At 60.5% G+C, this 23,224-nt stretch carries 17 protein-coding genes; 11 read left to right on the forward strand and 6 right to left on the reverse strand.

Going from position 1 to position 23,224, the window contains the following annotated elements; translation table 11 throughout:
- Positions 1-70 precede the first annotated feature (70 nt).
- Positions 71-1,348, forward strand: coding sequence for an amidase (locus ACE03M_RS14105; protein WP_485934615.1), 1,278 nt, complete (start codon positions 71-73; stop codon positions 1,346-1,348).
- Positions 1,349-1,449: 101 nt separating this feature from the next.
- Complete coding sequence (locus ACE03M_RS14110) at positions 1,450-2,190, forward strand: DUF1345 domain-containing protein (protein ID WP_485934617.1); 741 nt, start codon at positions 1,450-1,452, stop codon at positions 2,188-2,190.
- Here the strand turns inward: ACE03M_RS14110 and ACE03M_RS14115 are convergent.
- A complete protein-coding gene (locus tag ACE03M_RS14115; protein WP_485934619.1) occupies positions 2,180-2,911 on the reverse strand; it encodes a sulfite exporter TauE/SafE family protein in 732 nt (243 codons plus the stop codon). The genes ACE03M_RS14110 and ACE03M_RS14115 overlap by 11 nt on opposite strands.
- A gap of 282 nt (positions 2,912-3,193) precedes the next feature.
- On the opposite strand from ACE03M_RS14115, the gene ACE03M_RS14120 reads away from it, so the two are divergent.
- Both ACE03M_RS14120 and ACE03M_RS14125 read left to right on the forward strand, forming a co-directional pair.
- Positions 3,194-4,567: an Nramp family divalent metal transporter gene (locus tag ACE03M_RS14120; protein WP_485934620.1), complete on the forward strand. Its 1,374-nt coding sequence runs from the start codon at positions 3,194-3,196 to the stop codon at positions 4,565-4,567.
- 63 nt (positions 4,568-4,630) lie between these two features.
- The gene (locus ACE03M_RS14125; protein ID WP_485934622.1) at positions 4,631-5,800 is read left to right on the forward strand and encodes a sialidase family protein; all 1,170 of its coding nucleotides are present in this window, start codon (positions 4,631-4,633) and stop codon (positions 5,798-5,800) included.
- A 31-nt stretch (positions 5,801-5,831) separates the two neighbouring features.
- On the opposite strand, the gene ACE03M_RS14130 is transcribed toward ACE03M_RS14125, so the two are convergent.
- Positions 5,832-6,614, reverse strand: coding sequence for a DeoR/GlpR family DNA-binding transcription regulator (locus ACE03M_RS14130; protein ID WP_485934624.1), 783 nt, complete (start codon positions 6,612-6,614; stop codon positions 5,832-5,834).
- Between the two features lie 170 nt (positions 6,615-6,784).
- On the reverse strand, positions 6,785-9,067 hold the full coding sequence (gene pdxA, locus ACE03M_RS14135) for a 4-hydroxythreonine-4-phosphate dehydrogenase PdxA (RefSeq protein WP_485934626.1): 2,283 nt from the start codon (positions 9,065-9,067) through the stop codon (positions 6,785-6,787).
- A 139-nt stretch (positions 9,068-9,206) separates the two neighbouring features.
- On the opposite strand from pdxA, the gene ACE03M_RS14140 reads away from it, so the two are divergent.
- The 6 genes from ACE03M_RS14140 (at position 9,207) to ACE03M_RS14165 (ending at position 16,828) form a co-directional block, all read left to right on the forward strand.
- Positions 9,207-10,187 carry an aldo/keto reductase gene (locus ACE03M_RS14140; RefSeq protein ID WP_485934627.1) on the forward strand — a complete coding sequence of 327 codons (981 nt, stop codon included), beginning with the start codon at positions 9,207-9,209 and terminating at the stop codon, positions 10,185-10,187.
- Between the two features lie 32 nt (positions 10,188-10,219).
- On the forward strand, positions 10,220-11,113 hold the full coding sequence (locus tag ACE03M_RS14145; RefSeq protein WP_485934629.1) for a dihydrodipicolinate synthase family protein: 894 nt from the start codon (positions 10,220-10,222) through the stop codon (positions 11,111-11,113).
- Between the two features lie 278 nt (positions 11,114-11,391).
- Entirely contained in the window at positions 11,392-12,108 is a 717-nt protein-coding gene (locus ACE03M_RS14150) for a GntR family transcriptional regulator (RefSeq protein ID WP_186293103.1), read from the forward strand.
- Positions 12,109-12,191: 83 nt separating this feature from the next.
- Positions 12,192-13,241, forward strand: a complete 1,050-nt coding sequence (locus ACE03M_RS14155) for a 2-keto-3-deoxygluconate permease (protein ID WP_485934630.1) — start codon at positions 12,192-12,194, stop codon at positions 13,239-13,241.
- Positions 13,242-13,275: 34 nt separating this feature from the next.
- Positions 13,276-15,927: a UxaA family hydrolase gene (locus tag ACE03M_RS14160; RefSeq protein ID WP_485934631.1), complete on the forward strand. Its 2,652-nt coding sequence runs from the start codon at positions 13,276-13,278 to the stop codon at positions 15,925-15,927.
- Between the two features lie 49 nt (positions 15,928-15,976).
- On the forward strand, positions 15,977-16,828 hold the full coding sequence (locus ACE03M_RS14165) for a fumarylacetoacetate hydrolase family protein (protein WP_485934633.1): 852 nt from the start codon (positions 15,977-15,979) through the stop codon (positions 16,826-16,828).
- Between the two features lie 25 nt (positions 16,829-16,853).
- On the opposite strand, the gene ACE03M_RS14170 is transcribed toward ACE03M_RS14165, so the two are convergent.
- The 3 genes from ACE03M_RS14170 to ACE03M_RS14180 form a co-directional block, all read right to left on the reverse strand.
- Positions 16,854-17,810: a phosphoglycerate dehydrogenase gene (locus tag ACE03M_RS14170; protein WP_485934634.1), complete on the reverse strand. Its 957-nt coding sequence runs from the start codon at positions 17,808-17,810 to the stop codon at positions 16,854-16,856.
- Positions 17,810-19,297, reverse strand: coding sequence for an Nramp family divalent metal transporter (locus tag ACE03M_RS14175; RefSeq protein ID WP_485934636.1), 1,488 nt, complete (start codon positions 19,295-19,297; stop codon positions 17,810-17,812). Before ACE03M_RS14175 ends, ACE03M_RS14170 begins: the two co-directional genes overlap by 1 nt.
- Before the next feature lie 419 nt (positions 19,298-19,716).
- Positions 19,717-21,159 (reverse strand): lipase family protein, encoded by a 1,443-nt coding sequence (locus ACE03M_RS14180; protein WP_485934638.1) that lies wholly within the window; start codon positions 21,157-21,159, stop codon positions 19,717-19,719.
- A 367-nt stretch (positions 21,160-21,526) separates the two neighbouring features.
- On the opposite strand from ACE03M_RS14180, the gene ACE03M_RS14185 reads away from it, so the two are divergent.
- A complete protein-coding gene (locus ACE03M_RS14185) occupies positions 21,527-23,089 on the forward strand; it encodes a Na+/H+ antiporter NhaC family protein (protein ID WP_485934639.1) in 1,563 nt (520 codons plus the stop codon).
- Positions 23,090-23,224: the final 135 nt, after the last annotated feature.

Genomic DNA, 23,224 nt, shown 5'->3' on the forward strand with positions numbered 1-23,224 from the left:
TGGAGCTCAGCCTTCTGGCACGATGAGGACCGTGGGCGAAACCAACGGAAAACTAGGGGAGCAGGGGTCAATGCAGAGCCTCGAACAGACACTGGCTGACATCGAAGGAATCGGCCGAGAATTCAATGCGGTCACCTCGGTGATGAGCGATCACGCACGTACCCTTGAGCGGAAGTCTGCGGAGCGTGCTGTTGCAGGTGAGCCGAAACGTCTTCTCGAAGGTGTTCCCTTTGCCGTCAAGGACGTCATCGATGTAGCTGGATTCCCTACAACAATGGGATCGAACGTCAGCAGCGGACCGGACCCCAGCACGAGTGCCCCCGTCGTGAGCCTCCTCGAAAAGGCGGGTGCGCTGCCGGTGGTCAAGACGAACTGCCAGGAGTTTTCATACGGAATCCTCGGCGATGAAAGCGCCTTCGGTCGAGTCATCAATCCGATCGACCCCACGCTGTGCACGGGTGGGTCGAGCTCGGGGTCTGCAGCCCTTGTCGCTGCCGGGGTGGTGCCGCTGGCTCTGGGAACGGATACTGCGGGTTCCGTGAGAGTGCCGGCCGCTTGCCAGGGCGTCATCGGGTTCAAGCCGACCTTCGGCATGGTCCCGGTCGAGGGAGTGTTCCCTCTGTCGCCGTCCTTCGACACGGTGGGTTTGTTCGCACGCGATCTGCCGCTGCTCACCGCCGCATTCGCAGTGATATCCGGGAACGGGCCGAGCCAAGCCCCAACAGCATCCTCACCAGCGCAGGCGCCGATCGTCGATCTGAGCCTGCTCAATCCCACCGACGAGTCGTCAGCAGAAATACAGACTTGGGTCCAACAGCACCTCGGTGATTCAACGATCGCCTCAGCCACCTCAGAGAATTCTGACTTCTTGCCGGAGCTCGTCGGGCAAGGAATCGACTTATACGACATTGTGCGTCGCTATGAAGCCTATGTTCTGCACAAGCAGTTCCTGGATCACCAGGGAGAGCACTACCAGCCGAGTGTCTGGGCGAAGATCCTGTCGGGTCAGGACATCACCGAGGCTGAATACCAGTCCAACGTTGTCGCGCTCGAAGAGCTGCGTGCCTCCGCCGAATCGTTCTTCGACGACGTTGACTTCATCATCACACCAGCCATGGGCGGTGATGTGATCGCGTGGGATGAACTCGGACCGGACTCGGCCGCGACTTTCATGCGCTACTCGCTGCCGTTCAACGTTCTCGGGTGGCCGGCAGTGACGTTGCCGATCGGGGCGGTCGTGGGAGGAGATGAAACAGCGTCGACAAGGCCGGCGAGACCCGAGTCGGTGCAGATCGTCGGCTCTCCTCACAGCGACGAGAAGCTCCTCGCGTTCGTCTCCGGGCTCTGAGCCGAAGACGGGGTGGGTAAGGAAGCCAGATGCTCGGTCCACTCCTTGGGCTAAGCTGAAATCGAGCTCATCAGCCACAAGCGAAGCGGAACCGTCCTGTCATGAGGCCCACGCACAGCCAAGTCATCACGATCTCCGATGACACGCGCGCGAACGTGGCCATGGTGCCGGCACTCATCGTCGGACTTGTCCTGGTCTTGGGGTTCGACTTCAGCCCGCTCGGGCCTGAAGCCTCGCAGCTGGGTGAGGTCTTCGCGAAGCTCATCGCGCTCTTCCTCGTCGCCTGGCCGGTGTTCGCCCTCGTCTACCTGCTGTGGACCCACGCGGGGCTGAACGAATTGAGCGAGACCGAGCTCATGGTCCACTCTCGATGGGCGCTCGCGCGAAGGCGAACATTCTGGGCACGATATCTCAGCACGGGAGGGGCAGTGTCGTGGGCTGCCATCGCTGCGTATGTCGCGATCATCCTCAACGTCTACCTCGTCACCATGGGGTCTGAAACCAACATCGGCCTCGCAGTCACCCTCGGCCTGGCAAATGTCGTCGCCTCGTGGTCGGTCATGGTGTATTCGTTCGCTCTCGAATTCATGCGGCTCGACCTCGGCGGCGGTGGAAGCCCCGGTGCCAGACAACTCGAATTCGACATGCCGGAGGAGAGAGTCTTCAGCGACTACCTCACGTTCGCGGTGCTGTCCTCGACGATGACGGCAGCTCTGCCGGGCCGAGCCGTGACTCGCGCAGGATGGAGACTGGTCCGCACGAACGTCATCGTCGCCTTCGGCTTCAACTCGGTCGTCGTTGCGACATTGGTGTCGATGTTTCTGTCATACCTCAAGCTCTGAGCAGGGAAGCCGCAACCTCGCCGATGACCAGGATCGCACCAAGGATCGATGCGCTGACAGCCACACGATAGAGAACTGTCTTGTTCGCTCGTCGGATCACCAGGTTCGACAGCCACAATCCTGCAAGCATGAACGGCAGCAGAGTGGCCGCCGCGATCAGGTGTTCACCTCGGACCTCGCCTCCGATCGTCAGACCGGTCAGGGACAGGATGCTGCCGATGGTGAAGTAGGCGCTCATAGTGGACCGCATCGATGATGGATCCAGAGAGCGCAGGACCAGAGCGATGGGCGGGCCGCCGATGCTTGTCGACGTGCCGAAGATGCCAGAGACGCTGCTGGCGAAGAACATGTTGCGGTTGCTGGCAGCCGGCGACCAGCCCACCAGGCTGAAACCGACTCCGGCCAGGACTGTGACCGCTAGGAGCAGGGACAGTCCTTGATCCGGCAGCAGCACCACTGCAGTCGTGCCGATGACGATTCCCGGCAATCGGCCAAGCGCGCCCCAGCCGACGAGCTTCCAGTCGACGTCGGCACGTTCGCGGATGAAGGCGGTGAACGAAGTGAGAGTGGCAAGCAGAAGCAGTGCGGCAGGAAGCAGGTTCGGTTCGAGCAGGACGAGCACCGGGGCCGTGATCATTCCCAGACCGAACCCGACGGAGCCCTGCACGCAGGAAGACCCCAGCACCACTGCGCCGATGATGAGGTAGTGGATCAACTCCATCGGGACTCTGCTCCTTCGCATTGCGTCGTCGAGACGGGGCGAACGCCGCGAACTCAACTGCGGAATCAACCTCGAGCTCTTATCAAGCCAACAGTCTTCCACCACTGTGCGCAAAATGAGCCAAACGTCCGGTATCTGGACTGATTGTTGCGCGAAACACGCAGCTATGGTCTACTCTCTACGTAGACCGCGCAGATTGTTTGCTGCATCGCTACGCTGTGTCAGCGACCCTGAGACCGCGGTCACCAGCCATACATTCGTCTACACACTGGAGTGCACGCCATGGCCACGGACGTCCATAGCATGAACGGCAGTTCCGGCTCACCGAAGCCGAATCAGCTTCCCCTGCCACGCGGCCTCGGGCTCGTCACGTCGGTGGGACCGGGCCTTGTCCTGGCAATGTCCTTCCTCGGCACAGGCGACCTCGTCAGTTCCTCGGTCTCAGGTGCATCGTACGGATATGCGCTGTTGTGGACTCTGGTGCTGTCCTTGATCGCTCGCACGTTCATCATCTCCTCCATCGCCAAGTACACGCTGATGAATAGGCACGGAGACACGCAGATCCTCGATGGATTCGCACGGCTGGCCCCCGTGCTTCCGGGAATCATGGCCGCTGTCGTCATCGTTGCCGGTTTCATCACCCAGGCCACCTTCGTTCTCGCGGCGTCCACCGGACTGCATGAGCTCACCGGCGGTCAATGGGGCGGTGGCTGGGGCCGGTTCTTCTGCGCGATCATCATCGTAGCGCTGACCTTGTCGCTGGTGATGCTGCGCAAGCAGTTCGTCGTCCTCGAGTATTTCGCGCGCTTCGCCTCGGTAGCTATGATCATTGCGTTCGTCTATGCGCTGATCAAGATCGGTACCTTCGACATCGGGGGCTTCATGCAGGGACTCGCATTCGAGATCCCTGAGGAGCAGAACACCTCCGCCTTCGCCCCCATCGTCATCGCTTCGGCTACCATCGGCACGATTGCCGGCAATATGCCGAACCTGCTGTATTCCGGCTTCATGCGGGACAAAGGCTGGGTCGGACCGAAATATCGTCGCCTTCAGCAGTTCGACCTCATCGCTGGAATGGCACCTCTGCTCGTCATCAACCTTCTGTTCTGGATCGTCGCCGCGGAGTTCAACGCCGCACATCCAGGATTCTCGATCGCTGATGAGTTCGACCTCTCACACATGCTCTCCGTCGCGGTGGGGCCGGCGGGGCCCTTCCTGCTGTGGATGTGCATCTTCTTCGCCGCGATGACGAGCTTCCCCCCGCAGTCTCGTGGGTTCGCGCAGCTCGCGATCAACGGCATCAACCATTCTGTGCCCTCGATGCGGAAGTTCCTGGGCCGAGATGAGGAGAACCCTGCGTTCCGGTGGATTCAGGCCATCGTCTTCATCATCGTCCCCTTGGTCTCGACCATTCCGGGCGCACCGGATCTCATCTCACTCAACATCGTCGGCACCGCAATCTCGACGGTGCTCAGCCTGCCGATCATCGTCGTCTGCATTCTGCTCCTGACATCGCGGAAGAAGCACATGCACAGCTACGCGGTGAACCCGAAGTGGCAGACGGCGCTGCTGGCTCTTCTCGGTGTCATTGCGATCATCATCGGATTTCAGATTGCGATGCAGATTCCGTCGATGTTTGACACCGCCTTCGGATGACCTGCACCGGATGATCCGCACCGGATGCAACACTGACCGGACCACACAGCAAAGGAGTCACGCATGAATCTGCTCGCGAACGAGAGGCTTGAACACGTATCCGAGCCGCCCGCCGACGGCAGGCTCCGATACTTCGACGATTCGGGCAATGCCGCGGCAGTCATCCCGACCGATCGCCGTTCCAACCACGCTCCGTCGGTTCTGGCACTGCGTGACGGAACCGTGCTCGCGGCCTGGTTCGGCGGCAGCGATGAGGGCAACAAGGACATCGACGTGCTCGTTTCCCGATTCGACTCGAACGCTGCCACGTGGTCTGCCTCTGCGGCTGTCACGCACGACGAGATCCGATCAGACCAGAATCCCGGTCTGTTCGAGGCCTCCGACGGTCAGATCTGGCTTGTCTACACTTCTCAGCTGTCGCGGCAGTCAGGTGTGCCTGAGACCTTCAACCTGCAGTACACCTCGGTGGTGAAGGTGATTCGCTCCGCTGATGGTGGCAAGAACTGGTCTCAGCCGCAGACGCTGTTCGACAGGCAAGGAACATTCTGCCGCCAACCGATCCAGGTCCTCAGCGACGGCAGATGGGTTCATCCCCAATGGCTGTGCTTCGACGACGATTCGAAGAACGGTTCGGACCAGCCGGTGCTTCAGATCTCCGAGGACGAGGGCAGCACCTGGCACCAGATCGAATTCCCTGACGCGAGCGGCCGGGTCCACCCCAATGTCGTCGAGCTCGAGCCCGGGCGCCTGGTGTGTCTGTTCCGCTCGCGCTTCGCCGATTGGGTCTACATCAGCAGATCCGAAGACGGAGGCGAGACCTGGACCGCTCCAGAGGCAACCGATGTGCCGAATAACAACGCCGGTCTCAGTGCATTCCTTCTGCCTTCCGGCATGTTGGCTCTGGTCTCGAACGAGCACCAGGTCACTCACGAGCCCGCCGAGGTGGTGTGGCCCTATGAGCGGATGAGAATGGTCATCGCCGTCTCCAACGACGAAGGCCGCACCTGGCCGGTGCGCCGGGTCATCGAGCCCGGCGACGGATTCACCGGCTCCGGCAATCTGCGCAGCAACCGCCGGCAGGAGTATCCGCACGGAATCGTCGACTCCGAGGGGCTCATCCACGTCGTCTACGCCTACGGTTCACGTCGAGCAGTCAGGCACGTCGTCTTCGCCGAGGACTGGATCTCAGGAGTCGAGGACCAAGTCCATACCGACTGCAAACTCTGGGGTTGAATCCGTCGGGGGTGTCGGGGAGCGCGTCCTTCTAGTCGTGTGCCTTGCCCCTGTCGTCGACGGTGACCACGCGGATGCCGCGGGATTCGAATGCCGTGATCTGCTCAGCTTCAGCTGCCTCATCGGTCACGAGCGTCCACCCATTGCCCAGGTCTGCCCAGGCATGGAAGGGGCGTTGGCCCAGCTTGGCCGAGTGGGCGACGACGAAGACGTGGGTGGCACGTCGGCTCATGAGCTCTTTGAGCCGAACCTGCTCTGCTGTGGCCTCGCATACGCCGTCTTCGGCGGTGACGGCATCGGCACCGAGGAAGGCGAAGTCGAAGGTGAACTTCTCCAATCCGACTTCGGTGATCGGACCGATGAAGCCCTGGCTGATCGACCGGTACCGGCCGCCGAGGAGGGTGAATTCGATCCCCTCCGCGCCCGTCATCTGCTGCAGAGAGGTGAGCCCTGTTGACACGACCGAAAGCGGAGTCGTCTCGCGCAGTGCGCGCGCGATCTGCGCAGTCGTGCTGCCCGCGTCGAGGAGGACATGTGAACCCGCCGGTACCTGCTGCGCACACCACGCACCAAGCGCCCGCTTGATTTCAGGGGCCTCGTGGGAGCGTTCATCCAGTGTGCTCTCCGCCTCTGCGGGGACGGCGATGACACCGCCGTAGGTGCGTGCGAGGTCCCCTGAGTCGGTGAGTCGCGCGAGGTCACGCCGGATCGTCGAGGCGGTGACACCGAGCATCTCCGAGAGAGTCTCGACACTCATCTCGCCCTGCGCCCGAACCCGCTGGATGATCTCCTCGCGCCTATCGCCTGCGTTCATCTCTCTCCGATGTCTGCTGTCGGTGGTCGAAACCTGCCGCCCGCCGATGGGCGGCTCTTAGCCGTGCGGCCACTGTATCGCGGTTGACCACGGCTGGCTGAATCCCCGGCCGGTGGTCTGGGGTTGCCCCAGCGATCACGAGGGCGCTGGAATCGTGGCGTTGGACAGGTTCAGACAGTCGCCAGTGTTGCGGCCTGTCGCATGGCTTCACTCATGCTTTCAGTGTCGACCTTGCCGGTGCCTGCGATGTCGAACGCCGTTCCATGGTCAACGGAGGTGCGGATCACGGGAAGTCCGACAGTGATGTTGACTCCGGCGTCGATGCCGAGCACCTTGATCGGCCCGTGCCCCTGGTCGTGGTACATCGCGACGATGAGGTCGTAGTCGCCGCGTCCTGCGAGGAAGAAGGCGGTGTCGGCAGAGAGGGGGCCGACAGCGTCGATTCCGTCACCCTGGAGTGCGGTGATGGCGGGAGCGATCTTCTCCGCCTCTTCTCCGTAGCCGAAGAGTCCGTTCTCTCCTGCATGCGGATTGATCGCGCAGACACCGATATGGGGCCGCTCGATTCCTGCTCTGATGAGTGCGTCATTCCCGCGACGGACCGTGCGCTCAACCAGGCCGGGCTCGATTGTGGCCACGGCATCGATGAGGCCGATGTGGGTCGTCACGTGGATGACTCGCAGCTTGGGTGAGGAGAGCATCATCGAGACCTCCTCAGTTCCGGTCAGAGCGGCCAGCATCTCGGTGTGCCCGGGGTACTGATGGCCGGCGGAGTGCAGCGCTTCCTTGTTCAGCGGTGCCGTGCAGATTGCCTGGACGTCGCCGGACATGGCCAGCTGCGACGCTCGTTCGATATAGCGGAATGCGGCGTCGCCGGCAGTGTCGGATAACCGTCCCCACTCCAGGTCAGAAGGCAGCAGGCCGAGGTCGATGACGTCGATGACGCCTTGAGAGTCCTCGGCCGCAGCCGGGGAGTCGATGACGCGGATCGACGCACTGACGCCGAGGATCTCGGCGGCCTGTTCGAGCCGAGCCGCATCGCCGATGACGACGGGTCGAGCAACCTCGAGCACTGTGGGGTCGAGGCAGGCGGCGACGCAGATCTCTGGACCGACTCCGGCTCCGTCGCCCATGGTCACTGCGACTGTGGGACGCGATGTCATTCGTTCTCCTTCGTGGTTTGCGACGGTGATCGGGGTGGGTGCTGTCCCGTGGGTCAGCGCTTCGTGGATGAGAGTGAGGGAATCGTCGTCTCCCTGGCCGCCGGGTCGCGTGACGACACGACCGAGCTCACTGTGTTCACCGGGCCTCGCCGAGGTGGTCCCCACCTGAGAGAGGACCGCGCCGGGGTGGATTTCGCGCATCGTGACGACTTCCCCGACACCGAGGCGGTCGAGCACTGCTCGTGCTGTCTCGCCTCCTGTGGCGGCCAGGTGGACAGGACCGATGTCTATGAGCGAGCGTGCGACGAGTTCGGCCAGAAGGCCTGGAAGCGGGCGAGGATCGACCGAGTCTCCGGTGTCCGTGAGCCGGATGACGAGGTTGCCGCCGGTCAGCCGATTCCGGATTTCAGCGGCGGTGACGTGCAGGGCATCGGGGCTGTCGTTCCAGGCCGAGACTTCGGTGGCAAGGATGTCGAGGACGCCGACTTGGGCGTGTTCCTGCAGATGAGCCAACTGATCGTCGATGCGATCTGCCGCAGTGCCGAGAATGAAGAGGACCGGAGCGCTCAGGGCTGTGGGCGGTTCGATGAGCGGCGCAGAGCGTCTGAGGGCTCGACCGTCGGCGATGGCGCGGGCCAATGCTGCTGATCCGACGACTGTGGCACAGGTGGATGAGGCGAGGGCGATGACCTGCCCGATGTCGTCCATGGTTTCGGCGTCGGCGATGATGAGGCGCTCTGACCGGAATCGTGCTGCCAGTTCGTGCGGGCTGCTCGTGCGAAGCTGGTCGAGTTCGAGGGGAGTCGGTGCTTCGGGGCAGAGGTCATTGAGACTGTCGGGGCCCGAGTGGTCTTCGATGTTCCAGGCGCGTGTATCGGCAAGCCGTATACCGTCGATGTAGGGGACGCCGCCGATGACGGTGCGGTTGTGCTGGGGGAGTGCCGGAGCGAAGATCACCGGTCCGTTCGTGCTCTCCAGAGCCGCAGACAGATGTGCTCTGACGTTTCCACGCAGCAGAGAATCGACTTTGATGATGGTGGTCTGATTCTTGGTTCGCAGTGTCTCAAGTGCGGAGCGTGTGCGTGAGGCTGCTTCGACCGGTGTGAGATAGCGGCAGTCGAGGTCGAGCGCGACATCCTGCGGAGCCTCATTCGCGCTCTCGGGCGAGGTCGGCCGTCCACTCGAGTCGGTGAGGAGGATGCGGACAGGAGTGCCGAGGGTGGCTGCCGCTTCCGCTGCTCCGCTGAGGTCGTCGGCAAGAATGAGCATGCCGGGGTCGCCTGCAGACATGGCACTCCTTTGCGTCCGATCTGGCTGGAGTTCCAGATTGCCACGATTGCGCGAAATGCGCAAATCTTTGCACGTTACACGCAGAAGTGAGATGATTCTTTGACATGGATCGCACCATTCACTCGACGAGGAGCACAGTATGACAGCAGACAAGAGCCTCTCCTTGGACGGTGTCCCCGTCCGATTGTCACCGCTGGTTCTAGGCACCATGACCTTCGGAGACACCGTCCCGGAGGTGACCGCGCACGAAGTGATCGAAGCGGCCCTGGCCGCGGGCATCACCGGAATCGACACCGCCAACGGCTACGCGAAGTCGGCCACCGAAGGCCTCATCTCACCACTTGTGAAGAAGCATCGCGACTCCATTGTGCTGGCGACCAAGGCAGGCATGCCCCACGCCGATGCAGGAGATGATTCGCCGCTGTCGGCGAAAGGGCTGAGGGCCAGTGTCGAGGGCTCCTTGCGGCGCCTCGACGTCGACTCCATCGACCTCTTCTACCTGCACCAGCCGGACCGGGCTGCAAGTCTCGGGGAAACTATGGGAGCTGTGGCGCAGCTGCATTCTGAGGGCAAGATCAAAGCCCTGGGCATCTCGAACTTCGCCGCATGGCAGGCCGTGGACGTCATCGCTGCTGCGGGTGTCGCTGGTGCCCCACGACCCGTGATCGCGCAGAACGTCTACAGTGTGCTCGCCCGCCAGATCGAAGACGAATGGCTCGAGTGCGGTGCTGCGCACGGCATCGCGACGATGGCCTACAACCCGCTCGCCGGTGGGCTTCTGGCCCGGCGTCCGTCCAGCGACGGCACCCCGGACCGCTTCACCGGATCGGTCCTCGCGCAGATGTACTCCCAACGGTATCTCTCCGATTCGGTGCTGACGATGGTCGAAGCATTCGCCGCCGTCGCCGATGAAGCCGGCATCCCTCAACCAGAGCTGGCTCTGAGGTGGGTGGCAGGCGCCAAGGGAATCGATTCCCTTCTGCTGGGTGCCAGCCGTGTCTCGCAGCTGGAAGCGAACATCGCTGCGGTGGCCAATGGGCCCTTGCCAGAAGATGTTCTCACTGCGATCGACGAGGCAACAGTCTCGGTCCGCGGATCGCAGCCCAAATACAACCGCTGAACTTCACTCACATCCTTAGGAAGGGAAGACCCATGTCCTCGATCACAGGCGTTCTCGCCGCAGTAGCCACTCCGTTCGATGACGACGAAAAGCTCGTCGAATCGGCTCTGCGCGCTCACGTGCGCCGTCAGCTCGATGCCGGTATCCACGGCATCTTCGCCCTGGGCACAAACGGAGAATTCTACGCTCAGTCCGCGGCCGAGCGCGCCGAAGCGACTCGACTGGTCGTCGATGAGGTGGCCGGCCAGGTTCCCGTCGTCATCGGCGCAGGCGCCGCCACGACCCGAGAGACCATCACCATCGCGCAGGATGCCGCAGCTGCTGGAGCCGATGCGCTCTCCATCATCACCCCGTATTTCGCTGCGGCGTCACAAGCGGAGATCTCCAATCATTTCCGAGCTGTGGCGGAGTCGGTCGATGTCCCGGTCATCGTGTACAACATTCCCGCGCGCACAGGCAATGCTGTGGCTCCCGCAACTCTCGAAAAGCTCGCCGAGGTGGACAACATCACCGGGGTGAAGGACTCGAGCGGAAATTTCGACACGATCCTGCAGTACCTGGAGCGCACAGACCGGGAGAGTTTCGACGTCATCTCCGGCAATGACTCACTCATTCTGTGGACACTTCTCGCCGGCGGTTCCGGCGGCATCAGCGGTATTGCGAACATCTATCCGAAGACCATGGCGTCGATCTACGACCTCTTCGTCTCCGGGAATTCGGCGGGTGCGCGCGCCGCGCAGGACAGCATTCGTCCGATCCGCAACTGCCTGGCGCTTGGCAACCCCAACACCGTGGTCAAGCACGCAGCCAATGTCCGCGAATTCGGCCTGGGTCCGGCGCGGGCTCCATTCAACGCGCTCTCCGATGCGGCGAAGAAACAGATCTCAGAGACAGTCACCGCTGATCTTGGGCGCGGATTGGCCTGAGGCTCTACTCTCTCAGGACTATTACCTGGGCCCATTAAGGGAGGGTCTGCACTTAATCGGTGTAGACCCTCCCTTAGTGTTTGGCGATCACTGGAACGGGTAAAGGCACTGAGCGAGACTTTGAGATTGTGGGGCTCGTTCATCCTCAAGTGTGTACAGAAAATTCTGAATCTGACCCTGAAGTACCGAAAACCAGCGCGCAAGTTATGATAACGTCGCTCTAACACTCAGAACTGTATACAGTTAATGACAATGTTTGTGCTGAACTCTATGGGGGCGTGGTGGCGATTACAGGCGAAAACCGTAGGTTGGTCGAATACGCGCACTCGCGACTTCGTGCCGACATCATTAGCAATCGCATACCCGCAGACACTTCGATCAGCCAGGTGAAGCTGGCCGAAGAGCTCGGCGTCAGCAGAACACCGTTGCGAGAAGCGCTTCGGATGCTTCAGCATGAAGGGCTGGCGAGGGTCGAAGCCAATAAGCGTGTGACAATCGCTGATGTGAATCCGGCAGACCTCGACGCACTCTATGCGCTGCGGATACAGCAGGAAGCTCTGACCATCTTTCAGAGTACGAAGCATGCCTCTAATCGACAACGGGACGAGGCGCGGAGCAATTTGGAAGCGATGTTCACCGCAATCCGTGACGACAACATCGATGAGTGGAGCTCGGCTCATCGACGCTTCCATATGTCGATGGCAGGTGGGGTGCACGAGCGTTTCCAGACGTCTATCTCCCGACACTTCGACCACGCCGAACGCTACCGGCATATCTACCTCGTCGGGTCAGACGTCAACTGGGCGCAGAGCTCGCAAGATCACAGCGCAATCTGCGAAGCCTACGTTGCGGGGCAGGCAGCGTGGGCGGCTGAACTTTTGGCCGAGCACTATGCCCGCACTGCGAAAACTGTAATTCAAACTATTGATCCCGAGTTTGCCCCGGAAATGGTGGCGAGCGCAGTCACGATGGCGTTGAGTTTGCGCTTCGTGTGATGGCTTGGATTCGCTGGGATGCTTGGTGATCAGCGAGTCCTGTGAGTTCGGATAAATGGGTAGTTCATGTCAAAGGAGACACGATGAATATTCTCAAGACAGTCAACAGAATTCCCGGCGGATTGATGATCGTTCCATTGCTCTTAGGAGCAACCATCAACAGCTTCTTTCCCCAAGTGCTTGAGATAGGTGGATTCACTCAAGCAGCTTTCAAAGATGGAGCAAGCGCCATCATCGGCATCTTCCTGCTGATTATGGGTTCTCAGCTGACCGTGAAGTCGACGGGACCCGTGGTACAGAAGGGTTTCGCTATCCTTCTGGGCAAACTGGTTGCGGGAGTTGCTGTCGGACTAGTGGTCGGATTCCTCATACCTGGCGGTGTCCTATGGTCATTAACCCCACTTGCCATCATCGCGGCAATGATTAATTCCAACGGCGGACTGTTTGCAGCGCTGACCAAGGAGTTTGGCAACAAGACCGACCGCGGAACTTTTCCCATTATCGCGCTGAACGACGGTCCATTTTTTACCTTGGTGGTTCTCGGCGCAGCAGGGCTGGCCGATGTGCCGTTTGTCGCTCTCATTTCCGTCATCATTCCGATCCTGATCGGATTCATTCTTGGCAATCTCGATCCTAGAATCCGAGAGTTCCTGCGGCCCGGCGAGTCCGTTCTCATCCCATTCTTCGCGTTCCCACTGGGTACCGGAATTGATTTTGGCGATATTATCGCCGCTGGTCCGCCGGGAGTGCTATTGGGCATCATGACAGTGGCGCTATCGGGCGGAGGGGCAATGCTGTTCCTTCATCTCATCCACGTCGTCAAGCGTACCCCGAGGGAACGGCGGAATCTCATCTCTGGCGCCGCTGAGTCCTCCACGGCGGGCAATGCAGTGGCAACACCTGCTGTCGTCGCTTCGATAGATCCGGCGTACTCCGAAATAGCGGGAATTGCAACGACACAGGTGGCTGGCGCCGTTGTTACAACCGCGATTCTCACTCCGGTGCTGACGACACTGATTTATAAATGGCAGATGAAGCGTGGCATCGATCCGCAGCTTGAACATCCGGGAGATGCGAGTACGCAGACACACTCCGACGCCCGCGCGAGTGCTGAATCAACTGACCCCCAGTGACGCTGGGGCACGTGAATATCGAAGGGGAAGCATTATGAACATCAAATTTCTACCTCCTGACCTCGGAGACAACGTAGCCATAGCGACGGAGCGAATCGTGGCAGGTGAAATCCTCGACATCGAAGGAACCGATATCGAGATTCAAACGACAGTCCCTAAGGGGCATCGTTTCGCTGTTAAACATATTGGAGTCGACGAGGCAGTGAGATCATGGTCCTATCCGTTCGGATACGCCGTCGCCGACATTTCGGTTGGTGAGTATCTTTGTAACGCGAAGATGAAAAAGGTCCTCGAACTTCGCGACCCGGACGAATATCAGCAGGGCCTAACCGTCAACTTCTCCGATCGTGACACAACGATCGAGCAGATAGTGCCAGAACCGGATCAGTACTTCCCGCAACGGGAGCTTCTGAGGGACTCGAAGACTTTCTTGGGATTCCATCGAAGTGAAAGCCGCGGATGGGGGACTCGGAACTATGTTGCCGTAATCGGTGTGACGTCATTGGTAAGGAATCTGGTGCTATCCTCGTCTGCAGCGATCGCGGATGATGTGAAAACTGGAGACAACTTCCATGGAATAGCGCCCGTTGTCCATACCGAAGCAGGGAGTGAGGGGTCCTTCAACAACCGAAACCTCGTACTGCGAACTCTCGCTGGGTTCGCAGTGAATCCTAATATAGCCGCCGCGGTGTACGTCACTTCGGAGGACTCTCCTATCAGTAACGAGGAGCTCCACTCGGCATTGCGTGAACTCGGCGATCGGTACTATTCGAGCACTGTGCGCTTCTTCACTGCCGGGATAAATGAGGCTCAGGACGTTGAAGCTCTCAAAAGAATCGTAAATCCATTAGTGGCCAAGGCTCAACGTCAGGTCGCTGGCGAGGCTCCGATGTCTGCGCTTAAGCTTGGTCTGCAGTGTGGAGGCTCGGACGCCTTTTCCGGGGTGACAGCTAATCCGCTGCTCGGTGCTGCAGTCGAGAAGGCTCTTGCGCGGGGAGGCACCGCGAATCTCGCTGAGACCGACGAGCTCATCGGTGCCGAAGAACACGTCTTGGCGAAAGTTCGTGATGACACAGTTGTTCGTAGTTTTCTGGATAAGCAGAACGCATTCAAAGCATACGCTCGCAGACATGGTCAAACTGCCGAAGGGAACGTATCCGGAGGAAACATTTACCGCGGCCTGTATAACATCACGTTGAAGTCCCTGGGTGCTGGACGGAAACGCGCGCATGAGACGGTCCTCGACTACGTAATCGGCTATGGAGAGCCGATGGACCGTCCGGGGTACTACTTTATGGACAGCCCAGGGAATGACCTGGAGAGTATCGCAGGTCAGGTGGCATCCGGGGCAAACGTCATCCTATTCACGACAGGCAATGGCTCGATCACAAACTTTCCATTCGTGCCCACGATCAAGATCGTCACGACGACAGAGCGATACTCGTTACTCGAGAGCGATATGGATTTCAACGCCGGTTCGCTGATGGAGGGGCGTCCGTTCGATGAAGCCGCTGACGAGCTATTTGAGTTGACTCTCTCGGTCGCTTCAGGTCGTCTTAGCAAAGGCGAACTCACGGGTCAGTCTCAAGTGCAGGTCTGGCGTGATTGGCACGTCGCCGACGAGAAAATCCCGTCGACACCGCGTGCTGTTCCTCGAGGGCGTCCAGCGTTGCCACTGAGCGATCGGGAGCACATCGAGCCTGTGTTGAAGCAGGACCAAACAACTATTGCGATCCTTCCAACCAGCCTGTGCTCGGGGCAGGTCGCAGAACAAATTGCCGGTCGCGCGAATGAGCGAGCCGACGGGCGCTGGGAGACTATTGCCTTGCCTCATACTGAGGGCTGCGGAGTCTCGGGCGGAGAAGCAGAAGACCTCTTTGCCCGCACCATGGTCGGATACGCTGTGCACCAAACACTGAAGCACACCATTTTCCTCGAGCACGGGTGCGAGAAAACGCACAATGACTACTTTGTTGATCAGCTGAACAAGCGTGGGATCGACCCGTCCGACTTCGACTGGGCGAGTATCCAACGCGCTGGCGGGATCGAGTCGGTGACGAGCGCAGTGCTTAGCAAGATTGAGTCCCATGTCAACGAAGAGGTCTCCCGCAACTCACCACAGTCGGGTGAAGATAAGGCACCCTGCTGTTTGCGAAGCATCGGAATGGGGAGCGCCGCACGTGAGATTACGCCTGGTGCGGCCCGGGCTTTCGCCTCGGGAGCGACTGCATTCCTGGATCGGGGGATCGGGGTTGTCCTAAACGAAATGGACCCACTTCTGCAGGTTCCCGAATTCCGTGAGACTTTGAACTTGGAGTCCACGGACGCGACTCTTCAGTACGGACAATCGATCGACCATCTCGGCTTCCATATTATGCAAACCAGCACTGGGGATTGGTCGGAAGCGGCGACAGGCATGGGTGCGTGCGGCGTCGACGTTTTCGCTGTTCTCGCCGGACTTAGACCGCTGTCTCCACACCGTTTCCTGCCTACAGTTCAGTTCTCTGAATCAGTAGACGACACCGGGACGTTCGACGGGGTCCTCACTGGGAACGACGGTGAGGGAGGAGACATCATTCTCCATCGAACTATTGAAGCATTCTCTGGGACCTATCTGCAGAAAATCGGACACCGACCCAACGTCGGATTTCAGCTTTCCCGGGGCTTTACAGGAGTCTCGTTGTGACTGCTACAGCGTTGCTCAACCACCTCACCGTTTGGAAGGACCACCACTAGTGAAGATCGCTCGCATCGATAATCGCGCCCACCTGATCCATGACACTGCCGAAGCCCTGCTTGCCATCGATATCGGGAGTGCTTCAGAAGGCCAGCTGCCAACCTCGACGAAAGCGCTGTTGGCGCGGATCGGCGATTTGAAGAAATTGTCACGCAGGATCGACTGGGCAGTCGAAGCTGTTGAGGTGCAAATCGAAAGTCTGCAAACTCCGATCCCCGATCCCTCGCAGATTCTTGCAGTCGGGATGAACTATCAGGACCACGCTGACGAAGTTGATATCGCGACACCAGATTCGCCCGCAATTTTCACGAAGTTCCAATCCTCGCTGACCGGGGCAGACTCGGACGTGGCCCTGCCCTCGGCGTCGGTAGATTGGGAAGCTGAACTTGTCGCAGTCATTGGAGAGGGCGGCAGACAGATTTCACAAGATAGGGCGTGGAACCATATTGCCGGGTATGCGGTGGGACAGGACCTTTCTTGCCGAGAGCTTCAGTTCGCTGCAACGAGCGCTCCGCAGTTTTCATTGGGCAAGTCCTACGAGGGCTTCGCGCCAATCGGACCGTGGATCACCACAGCCGAAGAGGTCGAGGACCCTACGAACCTTGAGATCAACTGTCGCCGCGGCGACGAGATTCTGCAACAGGGAACCACTGCGAAGCTCGTCTTCGACATCCCGACGCTCATTGAGCATTTCTCATCGGTGATTGAGCTACGCCCCGGGGACCTGATCTTTACGGGGACACCTCACGGCGTCGGATTTGGTAGGGATCCGCAAGTCTTCCTGCGATCGGGCGACACCTTGACCAGCTCGATCTCAGGTTTGGGATCGATAGTCCAGCGATTCCATTGAGCTTTTCGACGCCGTCCGATTCAGATCAAAGAAGCGGCGCTGCAACTGGGAAGCGCGGCTCCTGGCCTTGCAGCACGCGGACGACGTCTTCGACGGCCCATGTGCCCATATTGGCGTTGGCGATATCCGAGTAAGCGCCGATGTGCGGGGTGGCGATGAGATTCGGTGCCTGCAGCAGTGGGTCGTCGGTCGGCGGCGGCTCGGCGGCGAATGCGTCGAGAGCCGCGAAGGAGAGCCGACCGTCGTGCAGTGCCGAGACCAGTGCCGCCTCATCGATCAATCCGCCGCGGGCAGCATTGATCAGCCCAGCACCTCGCGGCATCGATTCGATGTGCTGAGCCGACAGCAGCGGTTCTTCTCCACCGGGCAGGTGGAGGGTGAGGAAATCTGAGCCCGCCACCACCTCGGCGAGGCCCTGAGGTTGTGCCCCGGCCGCGGCGATGGCTTCCTCGGGAACAAAGGGATCGTAGGCCGCGATCTGCAAGTCGAAGCTTCTCGCCCGCTTGGCGACGGCCCGACCGATGCGGCCGAAGCCGAGGATCCCCAGCTGCTTGCCGCTGAGCTCGGTGCCGAAGAAGACATCCCACCGGCCGCTGCGCAGAGACTCTTCGGCCTCACGTATGCGTCGGGCGCCCATGAGCAGGAATCCCATGGTCAGATCGGCGACGGCATCGGCATTGGCGCCTGGGGTATTCACGACCGTCACCCCTGCCGCCGCCGCTGCCTCGAGGTCGATGTTGTCGACCCCGGCCCCGTGTTTGGCGATCACCTTGAGATCGGGGCAGCCGGCGAATACCTCGGCGTCCATCCGGTCAAGACCCACGAGAACCGCCTCGGCGCCGTCCAGCGCTGTGATGAGCTCTCGACCGGACTTGGGGTGATTCTCGGTTCGGTGCTCAAGCTCGAGGCCCAGGGAATCGGCGCGATCGCGGGGCGCGACCGAGAACTTTCCGAATGAAGGGGTGAGGACTCTCAGGCGCATCAGGCTCCGATCTCGATTCCGAAGGTCTCGAATATTGAATAGATCCCCAGCAGCCCGATGGCCAGCGAGGCGAAGACGAGCATCACGGTGAAGAAATTGTTGGACTTGAACTCGGCAGGGACTTCACGGGTGCGAAGGTACCAGACGGCGATGACGACCGCGACGAGGAAGACGCCGCTGGCGACTCCGCCGATCTGCACCATGATCACCGGGGACTGGATGATGAGATAGCTCGTTGCCCAAATGATGGGGAAGACGACGGTGAGGACGCGGATGATGCGAGTGCGGGTGCGCAGGTTCGTCCAGTCGAACGCGCCGAGGATGGAGACGGTGTTCGCCCATAGCCGGGGAACGCTGGCCGAGGACGCGATGAAGGTGGAGAACAGAACGGCGAAGGCACCGATCAGGAAGATCCAATGGCCGGTCTCGCCCATCACCGAGGAGTACATCGACGACAGCGTCGTGATCATCTCATTGCCCTCGGGGACGAGGTTCTGGGGGTGGAGGATCGCGGCACCGATGACGTAGAAGGACATGGTGCACACCGTCGAGACGATCCAGGAGACGAGAACGTCGGTGCGCATCACGGAGATCCAGCCATGCGCACGACGCGCACGCTCCGCGGAGCCGTCATTGGGGCCGGTGTAGCGGGCGTAGCCCTTCTCGAGGCACCAGTAGGTGTACGTGGTCATCTCGTCGGCCCCGACTCCGGTGATGCCGAACATTGCGACCGCAAAGCCGAGCGTGCCCGCGGGGATCGCGAAGGTCAGTCCAGTCATGACGTCCGCCGAGGTGTAGGCGAAGTCGGTGAATGGCAGTGAGAGTGCGAGCCCGACCGTGGAGACGGTGAAGATGATGACGGCCGCGACGGAGAACTTCTCGACGATGCTGTACTTGTTCGTCACCAGCAGGGAGACGACGACGGCGAGGGAGACGACCGTCCAGAAGACGAGCGAGGGTGTGGAAAGAGGCTCGCCGAAGACCGGGAGCATGATCGACAGGGCGGCGACAGCGCCGCCGATGATGCCTCCGCGCTGGAGCACCTTCGCGAAGTCCATGAGAATCCACAGCAGATTGATCCACCCGGCTCGACCGATGAGGCGGGGGCCGACGTGCCCATAGCCCTCAAGCGCGGGCTTGCCCGAGAGGATCGTCCACTGTGCGATCTCGAGTTGAACCCAGACCTTGACCGCGGTCGAGATGATGACGAGCCAGAGGAGGACGAAGCCAGCCTTGGCACCCAAAGCCGTCGTGGTGATGAGCTCGCCGGAGCCGATGACCGCTGCCGAGATGACCAGACCGGGGCCAAGGTACTTGAGCTTCCCCGCGAATGTGGTGGGCGGCTCGAGCACGTCCTTCGGATCGAGATGATACGGGTCGATGTTGGGCGTGACGGCTGCCGAGGTATCTGGTGCGTCTGCGGCTGAGCCGCCGTAAGCGGAGGCCCCGTAGGCGGAATCTCCGTCTGTGGTGTGATTCGTCGTCATTGTCGGCTTCCTTGCGCGATGTCCGGTCTGGATTTCAGTGTCGAGATCGCTGGCATATTGCTTTCGCGAATGTGCAGCGCAAGCAATATGACGCAGTGCGGTGCTGCATGTTTCGACGCGGAGCGCGCAGAGGCCAGGTCCATCGATGAAGTCATTCTGCCAGCTGTGCGTGATGTGCGCAACATAGGTGCGTGAAATGCGCGACTGTCGAGGGGCGGGCCGTGCGGGCTCGTCGGCTCGAGGTCGTGCCGAGAGTGCTCTCCCTGTGCATCAGACGCGGCGATGGCACGACGAAATGGACGACCCGCACCGGAAAGTGCGAGACTTTCGGTACGGATCGCCCATGTCGACAAAGGTGGGGCCTCAGTGTGAGTCGCTCATGACTGTGGCTCTCCTATGGCCTTGAGCTGCTCTGGGGGTCATAACCTCCAGCAGCTGTCGACCGGAGCGTTCCCGGCGAACGTGCGGTTCGTGAAGATTTCGATTCGGGGAACGGTGGCGATGTATCCGCCGATATGAGTCGGCCCGAGGTTGTCCCGGAACAGGACTTTGTGCCCGGCGTCGCACCAGGTTGAGGCCAGTTCTTTTCCGAGGGCGAAGGGCACGACGTCATCGAGGTGGCTGTGGTTGACCAGCAGCGGAATGTCGGGGATCTCCGCCTGTCCGAGTTTCTGCTTGTCCGCCACCTCGAGGAAATTGTCCTCGATGAGCTCCTGGAACGAGGCTCCATCCTTGGTCAGGGTGTCGGTGTCGAGGAACGCATTCGAGACGAGGGCCTCGATGGTGCACTGGTTCGAGGCACGATCGACGGCGTCGAGGCCCTTCTGGTTGAGGTGCTTGGTCATGTCGACATCCGCCTGCCGCGCAAACGAATCGACCCCGTACAGGGCGAAGGCCGTGTAGACGCTTGAGAGTTCGGATACGGTTTTGTACAGGTCTGTGGGCACGGCACCCGCCGAGGCGGACACGACATTGAGTTCGGGTGCCCAGTCCTTCTTGAGTTCTAGGGCCGCCGCGGTGGCCTGTCCGCCCTGCGAATAGCCTCGCAGCTGAAGCTTCGTGTCGGCGTTGATCGAGCTTCCTTCGACCTCTTGCGCGGCCCTGGCCGCGTCGAGCACTGAGCGGCCCTCTTCGACGCGATTGAGATAGTTGTGCGCGCCCTCGGTGCCCAGTCCCACATAGTCGACGACGACCACGGGGCGCTTGGCCGCCAGTGCCGAGGTGACGGAGATTCCTTCGTATTCGGTGCCCATGCCCATCTGTCGGCTGGGAGCACACTTGTCGGCAATGCCCTGTGTGCCTGGGGCGATGACGACAGCATCCTCTGCGTCTTCGTTCGCGCCTTCGGGGGTCAGCAGCGTGGCGGTTGCGGCTCGCGCTGTGCCCTCTTCGTCAGTGGTCTTGTACATGAACGTCTCTGATTTCGCGCTGTGCTCTATCAGCTTGGCCGGATCGAGATAGAACTTCGAAGTCACCTGCTTGACCACTCCGCCGTTCTTATCCGGCAGCGTCGCTGGGGTCGTGTAGAAGTCCTCGGGAACTCCCGAATCGGGAAGGTCCTCGAGCGCTGCTGCGTACTCGACGTCAGCAGTGGTGATCTCGTCTGATTTCTCGATGGCCTTCTTGGCCTGCTCAACGCTCACACCTTCGGGGACGTTGCTCCGATTGAGGGAGCTTGAGTCCTCGGCCTGTCTGTCTTCGACCATCTTCTCGGCTTCTTTGTCCGATTGAGGGACCAGGTCCTGAGCTTGGGCTGGAGTGGTCACGGTGCCCATCGTGAGCGCCAGGGTGGCAATGGCGGCTGCGCTCGCCGCTGCGATGCGTCGTGTGTGTGGAAACGCTGCATGTCGGGACGTTCTCATCTGCGTGCAATCCTGTTCTGTCGTGTGTCTCGGCGTTGAGAGTGCGCGGACAGTGGTGGCGTCGCTGGCCGGTCAGACGGGAATGCCATCCGCTCGGTCATCGCTGTTATGACAACCGCATGGTGACGGGTGTCACAACCTTACTCGATAGTAGAACTTACCAGTAACATTTTTTGTCGGTCAATCAGGTTGAGAGAAGTGCCGTAGTGACATTCTGCCTGCCGGCGGAATTGCGGCGTGAGTATCTCACAATTGAGATTGGCAAGGACGGGTGTCGTGAGAACCGATATTGTGAATTCGCTGATACCAAGCGAACCACGGCACATCGACGAGCAATGACACGAAGGACACCCCGATTATGGACCATATGGGACTCGTATCTCTGATTCCGCCGTTGTTGGCGATCCTGCTCGCGGTGCTCTTCAGAAATGTCGTCATCGCACTGTTCGTCGGAATCTTCGTTGGTCTGATGATCGTCATCGGACCCAACCCGGTGACGACCACCATGGGGCTCGTCACCGATCATCTTGCGCCAGTGGTCACCGACAGCTACAACGCCGGCGTGATGATCCTCCTGTTCTTCATCGGAGGCTTCGTCGCTCTTGTCGAGCGCTCGGGCGGAGGAGCCGCACTGGCTGCGAAGGCCTCACGCCTCATCAACACCCGGGGCAAGGGGCAGATCTCCGCATGGTTGGGTGGCCTGATCATCTTCTTCTCCGATCTGGGCACCCCTCTCATCGTGGGACCGATCTTCGAGAAGATCTTCGACAGACTCAAGCTCTCTCGCGAGAAGCTGGCGTGGATTCTCGACTCGACATCGTCTCCTGTGGCAGTGCTCATCCCCTTCATCGGGTGGGGCATCTACATCATGGGGCTCATCCGAGAAGAGTTCGACAGAGAAGGTCTTCAGATCTCCGAATTCACGGTCTTCGTGCAGGCGATTCCATTTCAGTTCTACGCCATCCTCGCTGTCACCGCGGTCCCCGTCGTGGCGCTGACTCGGACGGACTTCGGCGCTATGCGTCGAGCTGAAAGACGTGTGCAGGAGACCGGCGAAATCCACTGGCCCAATTCGAAACCCCTGCGAGGATCCGATTCCACCAAGGACGATCCTGCAAGCGGCGCTGAAGTGGCCTCGGAAAGCCGCCCGATCGTCATCTGGCTGCCGCTGCTCGTGCTCTTCGTTACCCTCTTCTCGATCCTCGTGACTCTCGGCTTCCCGGCCGAGCCGATCCCGGGCGAGGAATTCCGCGCTGCGTTGAGCACCGCCTACCTTTTCGCAGCTGTGGTTCTCATCGCGCTCATGCTCATATTCAAGATCAATCCGATCGGCATCATTCTCGGGACCTACGTCAAGGGCATGGAGAAGATGATCGGCGTGGTGCTGATCCTCGTTCTGGCCTGGACCTTGGGTGGGCTGCTCGAGGCGATGGGGACCGCGAACTTCCTCGTCGAGATGATGTCCGGTGTCGTCCCTGCTGCTCTCGTGCCCGTCCTCATCTTCGTCTGCGCGGCCGCGATGTCCTTCGCCACCGGCAGCTCGTGGGGCACCTTCGCCATCATGATTCCCCTGGCGATCCCGGTCGCCTTCGGGCTCGACGCCGCTGTCATCGTGTGCATCGGCGCCGTGCTCTCCGGGGGAATCTTCGGGGACCACTGTTCCCCGATCTCCGATTCGACCATCCTCGCCTCGACCGGAGCCGGCACTGACCTGGTCGATCACGTCAAGACTCAGATCCCCTATGCGGTCATCAACGCAGTCATCGTCGCAGTCTCATTCGTCGTCGCAGGGGTCCTGGAGAGTCCGTACATCGTCATCTTCAGCGTCGCTGCGATGATCATCACCTACCTCGTCATCTCCCGGGTGAGTGCCGCACGGCAGCAGCGCACTGCCAGAACTGACACCTCGCCCCTCGCCGAGGTGGACTGATCTGGGCTCGACACGAGAACTGGCGTGCGTCAGACAGTCCAAGTCAGGCTGAGTAGGTTGCAACCTGCTCAGCCTGACTTGAACTGTGCACTTTCCCAGTGCACTCGCGAACGTCCCATAGCCGCAGCCTCGGCG

The organism is Brevibacterium sp. AGC70 (assembly GCF_057334195.1).

Coding starts and splice junctions, on each gene's coding strand:
- ACE03M_RS14175 (WP_485934636.1), bottom strand. CDS start 19,297: ATGACGACGAATCACACCACAGACGGAGATTCCGCCTACGGGGCCTCC.
- ACE03M_RS14110 (WP_485934617.1), top strand. CDS start 1,450: ATGAGGCCCACGCACAGCCAAGTCATCACGATCTCCGATGACACGCGC.
- ACE03M_RS14115 (WP_485934619.1), bottom strand. CDS start 2,911: ATGGAGTTGATCCACTACCTCATCATCGGCGCAGTGGTGCTGGGGTCT.
- ACE03M_RS14185 (WP_485934639.1), top strand. CDS start 21,527: ATGGGACTCGTATCTCTGATTCCGCCGTTGTTGGCGATCCTGCTCGCG.
- ACE03M_RS14130 (WP_485934624.1), bottom strand. CDS start 6,614: ATGAACGCAGGCGATAGGCGCGAGGAGATCATCCAGCGGGTTCGGGCG.
- ACE03M_RS14105 (WP_485934615.1), top strand. CDS start 71: ATGCAGAGCCTCGAACAGACACTGGCTGACATCGAAGGAATCGGCCGA.
- ACE03M_RS14155 (WP_485934630.1), top strand. CDS start 12,192: ATGAATATTCTCAAGACAGTCAACAGAATTCCCGGCGGATTGATGATC.
- ACE03M_RS14125 (WP_485934622.1), top strand. CDS start 4,631: ATGAATCTGCTCGCGAACGAGAGGCTTGAACACGTATCCGAGCCGCCC.
- ACE03M_RS14160 (WP_485934631.1), top strand. CDS start 13,276: ATGAACATCAAATTTCTACCTCCTGACCTCGGAGACAACGTAGCCATA.
- pdxA (WP_485934626.1), bottom strand. CDS start 9,067: ATGTCTGCAGGCGACCCCGGCATGCTCATTCTTGCCGACGACCTCAGC.
- ACE03M_RS14180 (WP_485934638.1), bottom strand. CDS start 21,159: ATGAGAACGTCCCGACATGCAGCGTTTCCACACACACGACGCATCGCA.
- ACE03M_RS14120 (WP_485934620.1), top strand. CDS start 3,194: ATGGCCACGGACGTCCATAGCATGAACGGCAGTTCCGGCTCACCGAAG.
- ACE03M_RS14145 (WP_485934629.1), top strand. CDS start 10,220: ATGTCCTCGATCACAGGCGTTCTCGCCGCAGTAGCCACTCCGTTCGAT.
- ACE03M_RS14170 (WP_485934634.1), bottom strand. CDS start 17,810: ATGCGCCTGAGAGTCCTCACCCCTTCATTCGGAAAGTTCTCGGTCGCG.
- ACE03M_RS14140 (WP_485934627.1), top strand. CDS start 9,207: ATGACAGCAGACAAGAGCCTCTCCTTGGACGGTGTCCCCGTCCGATTG.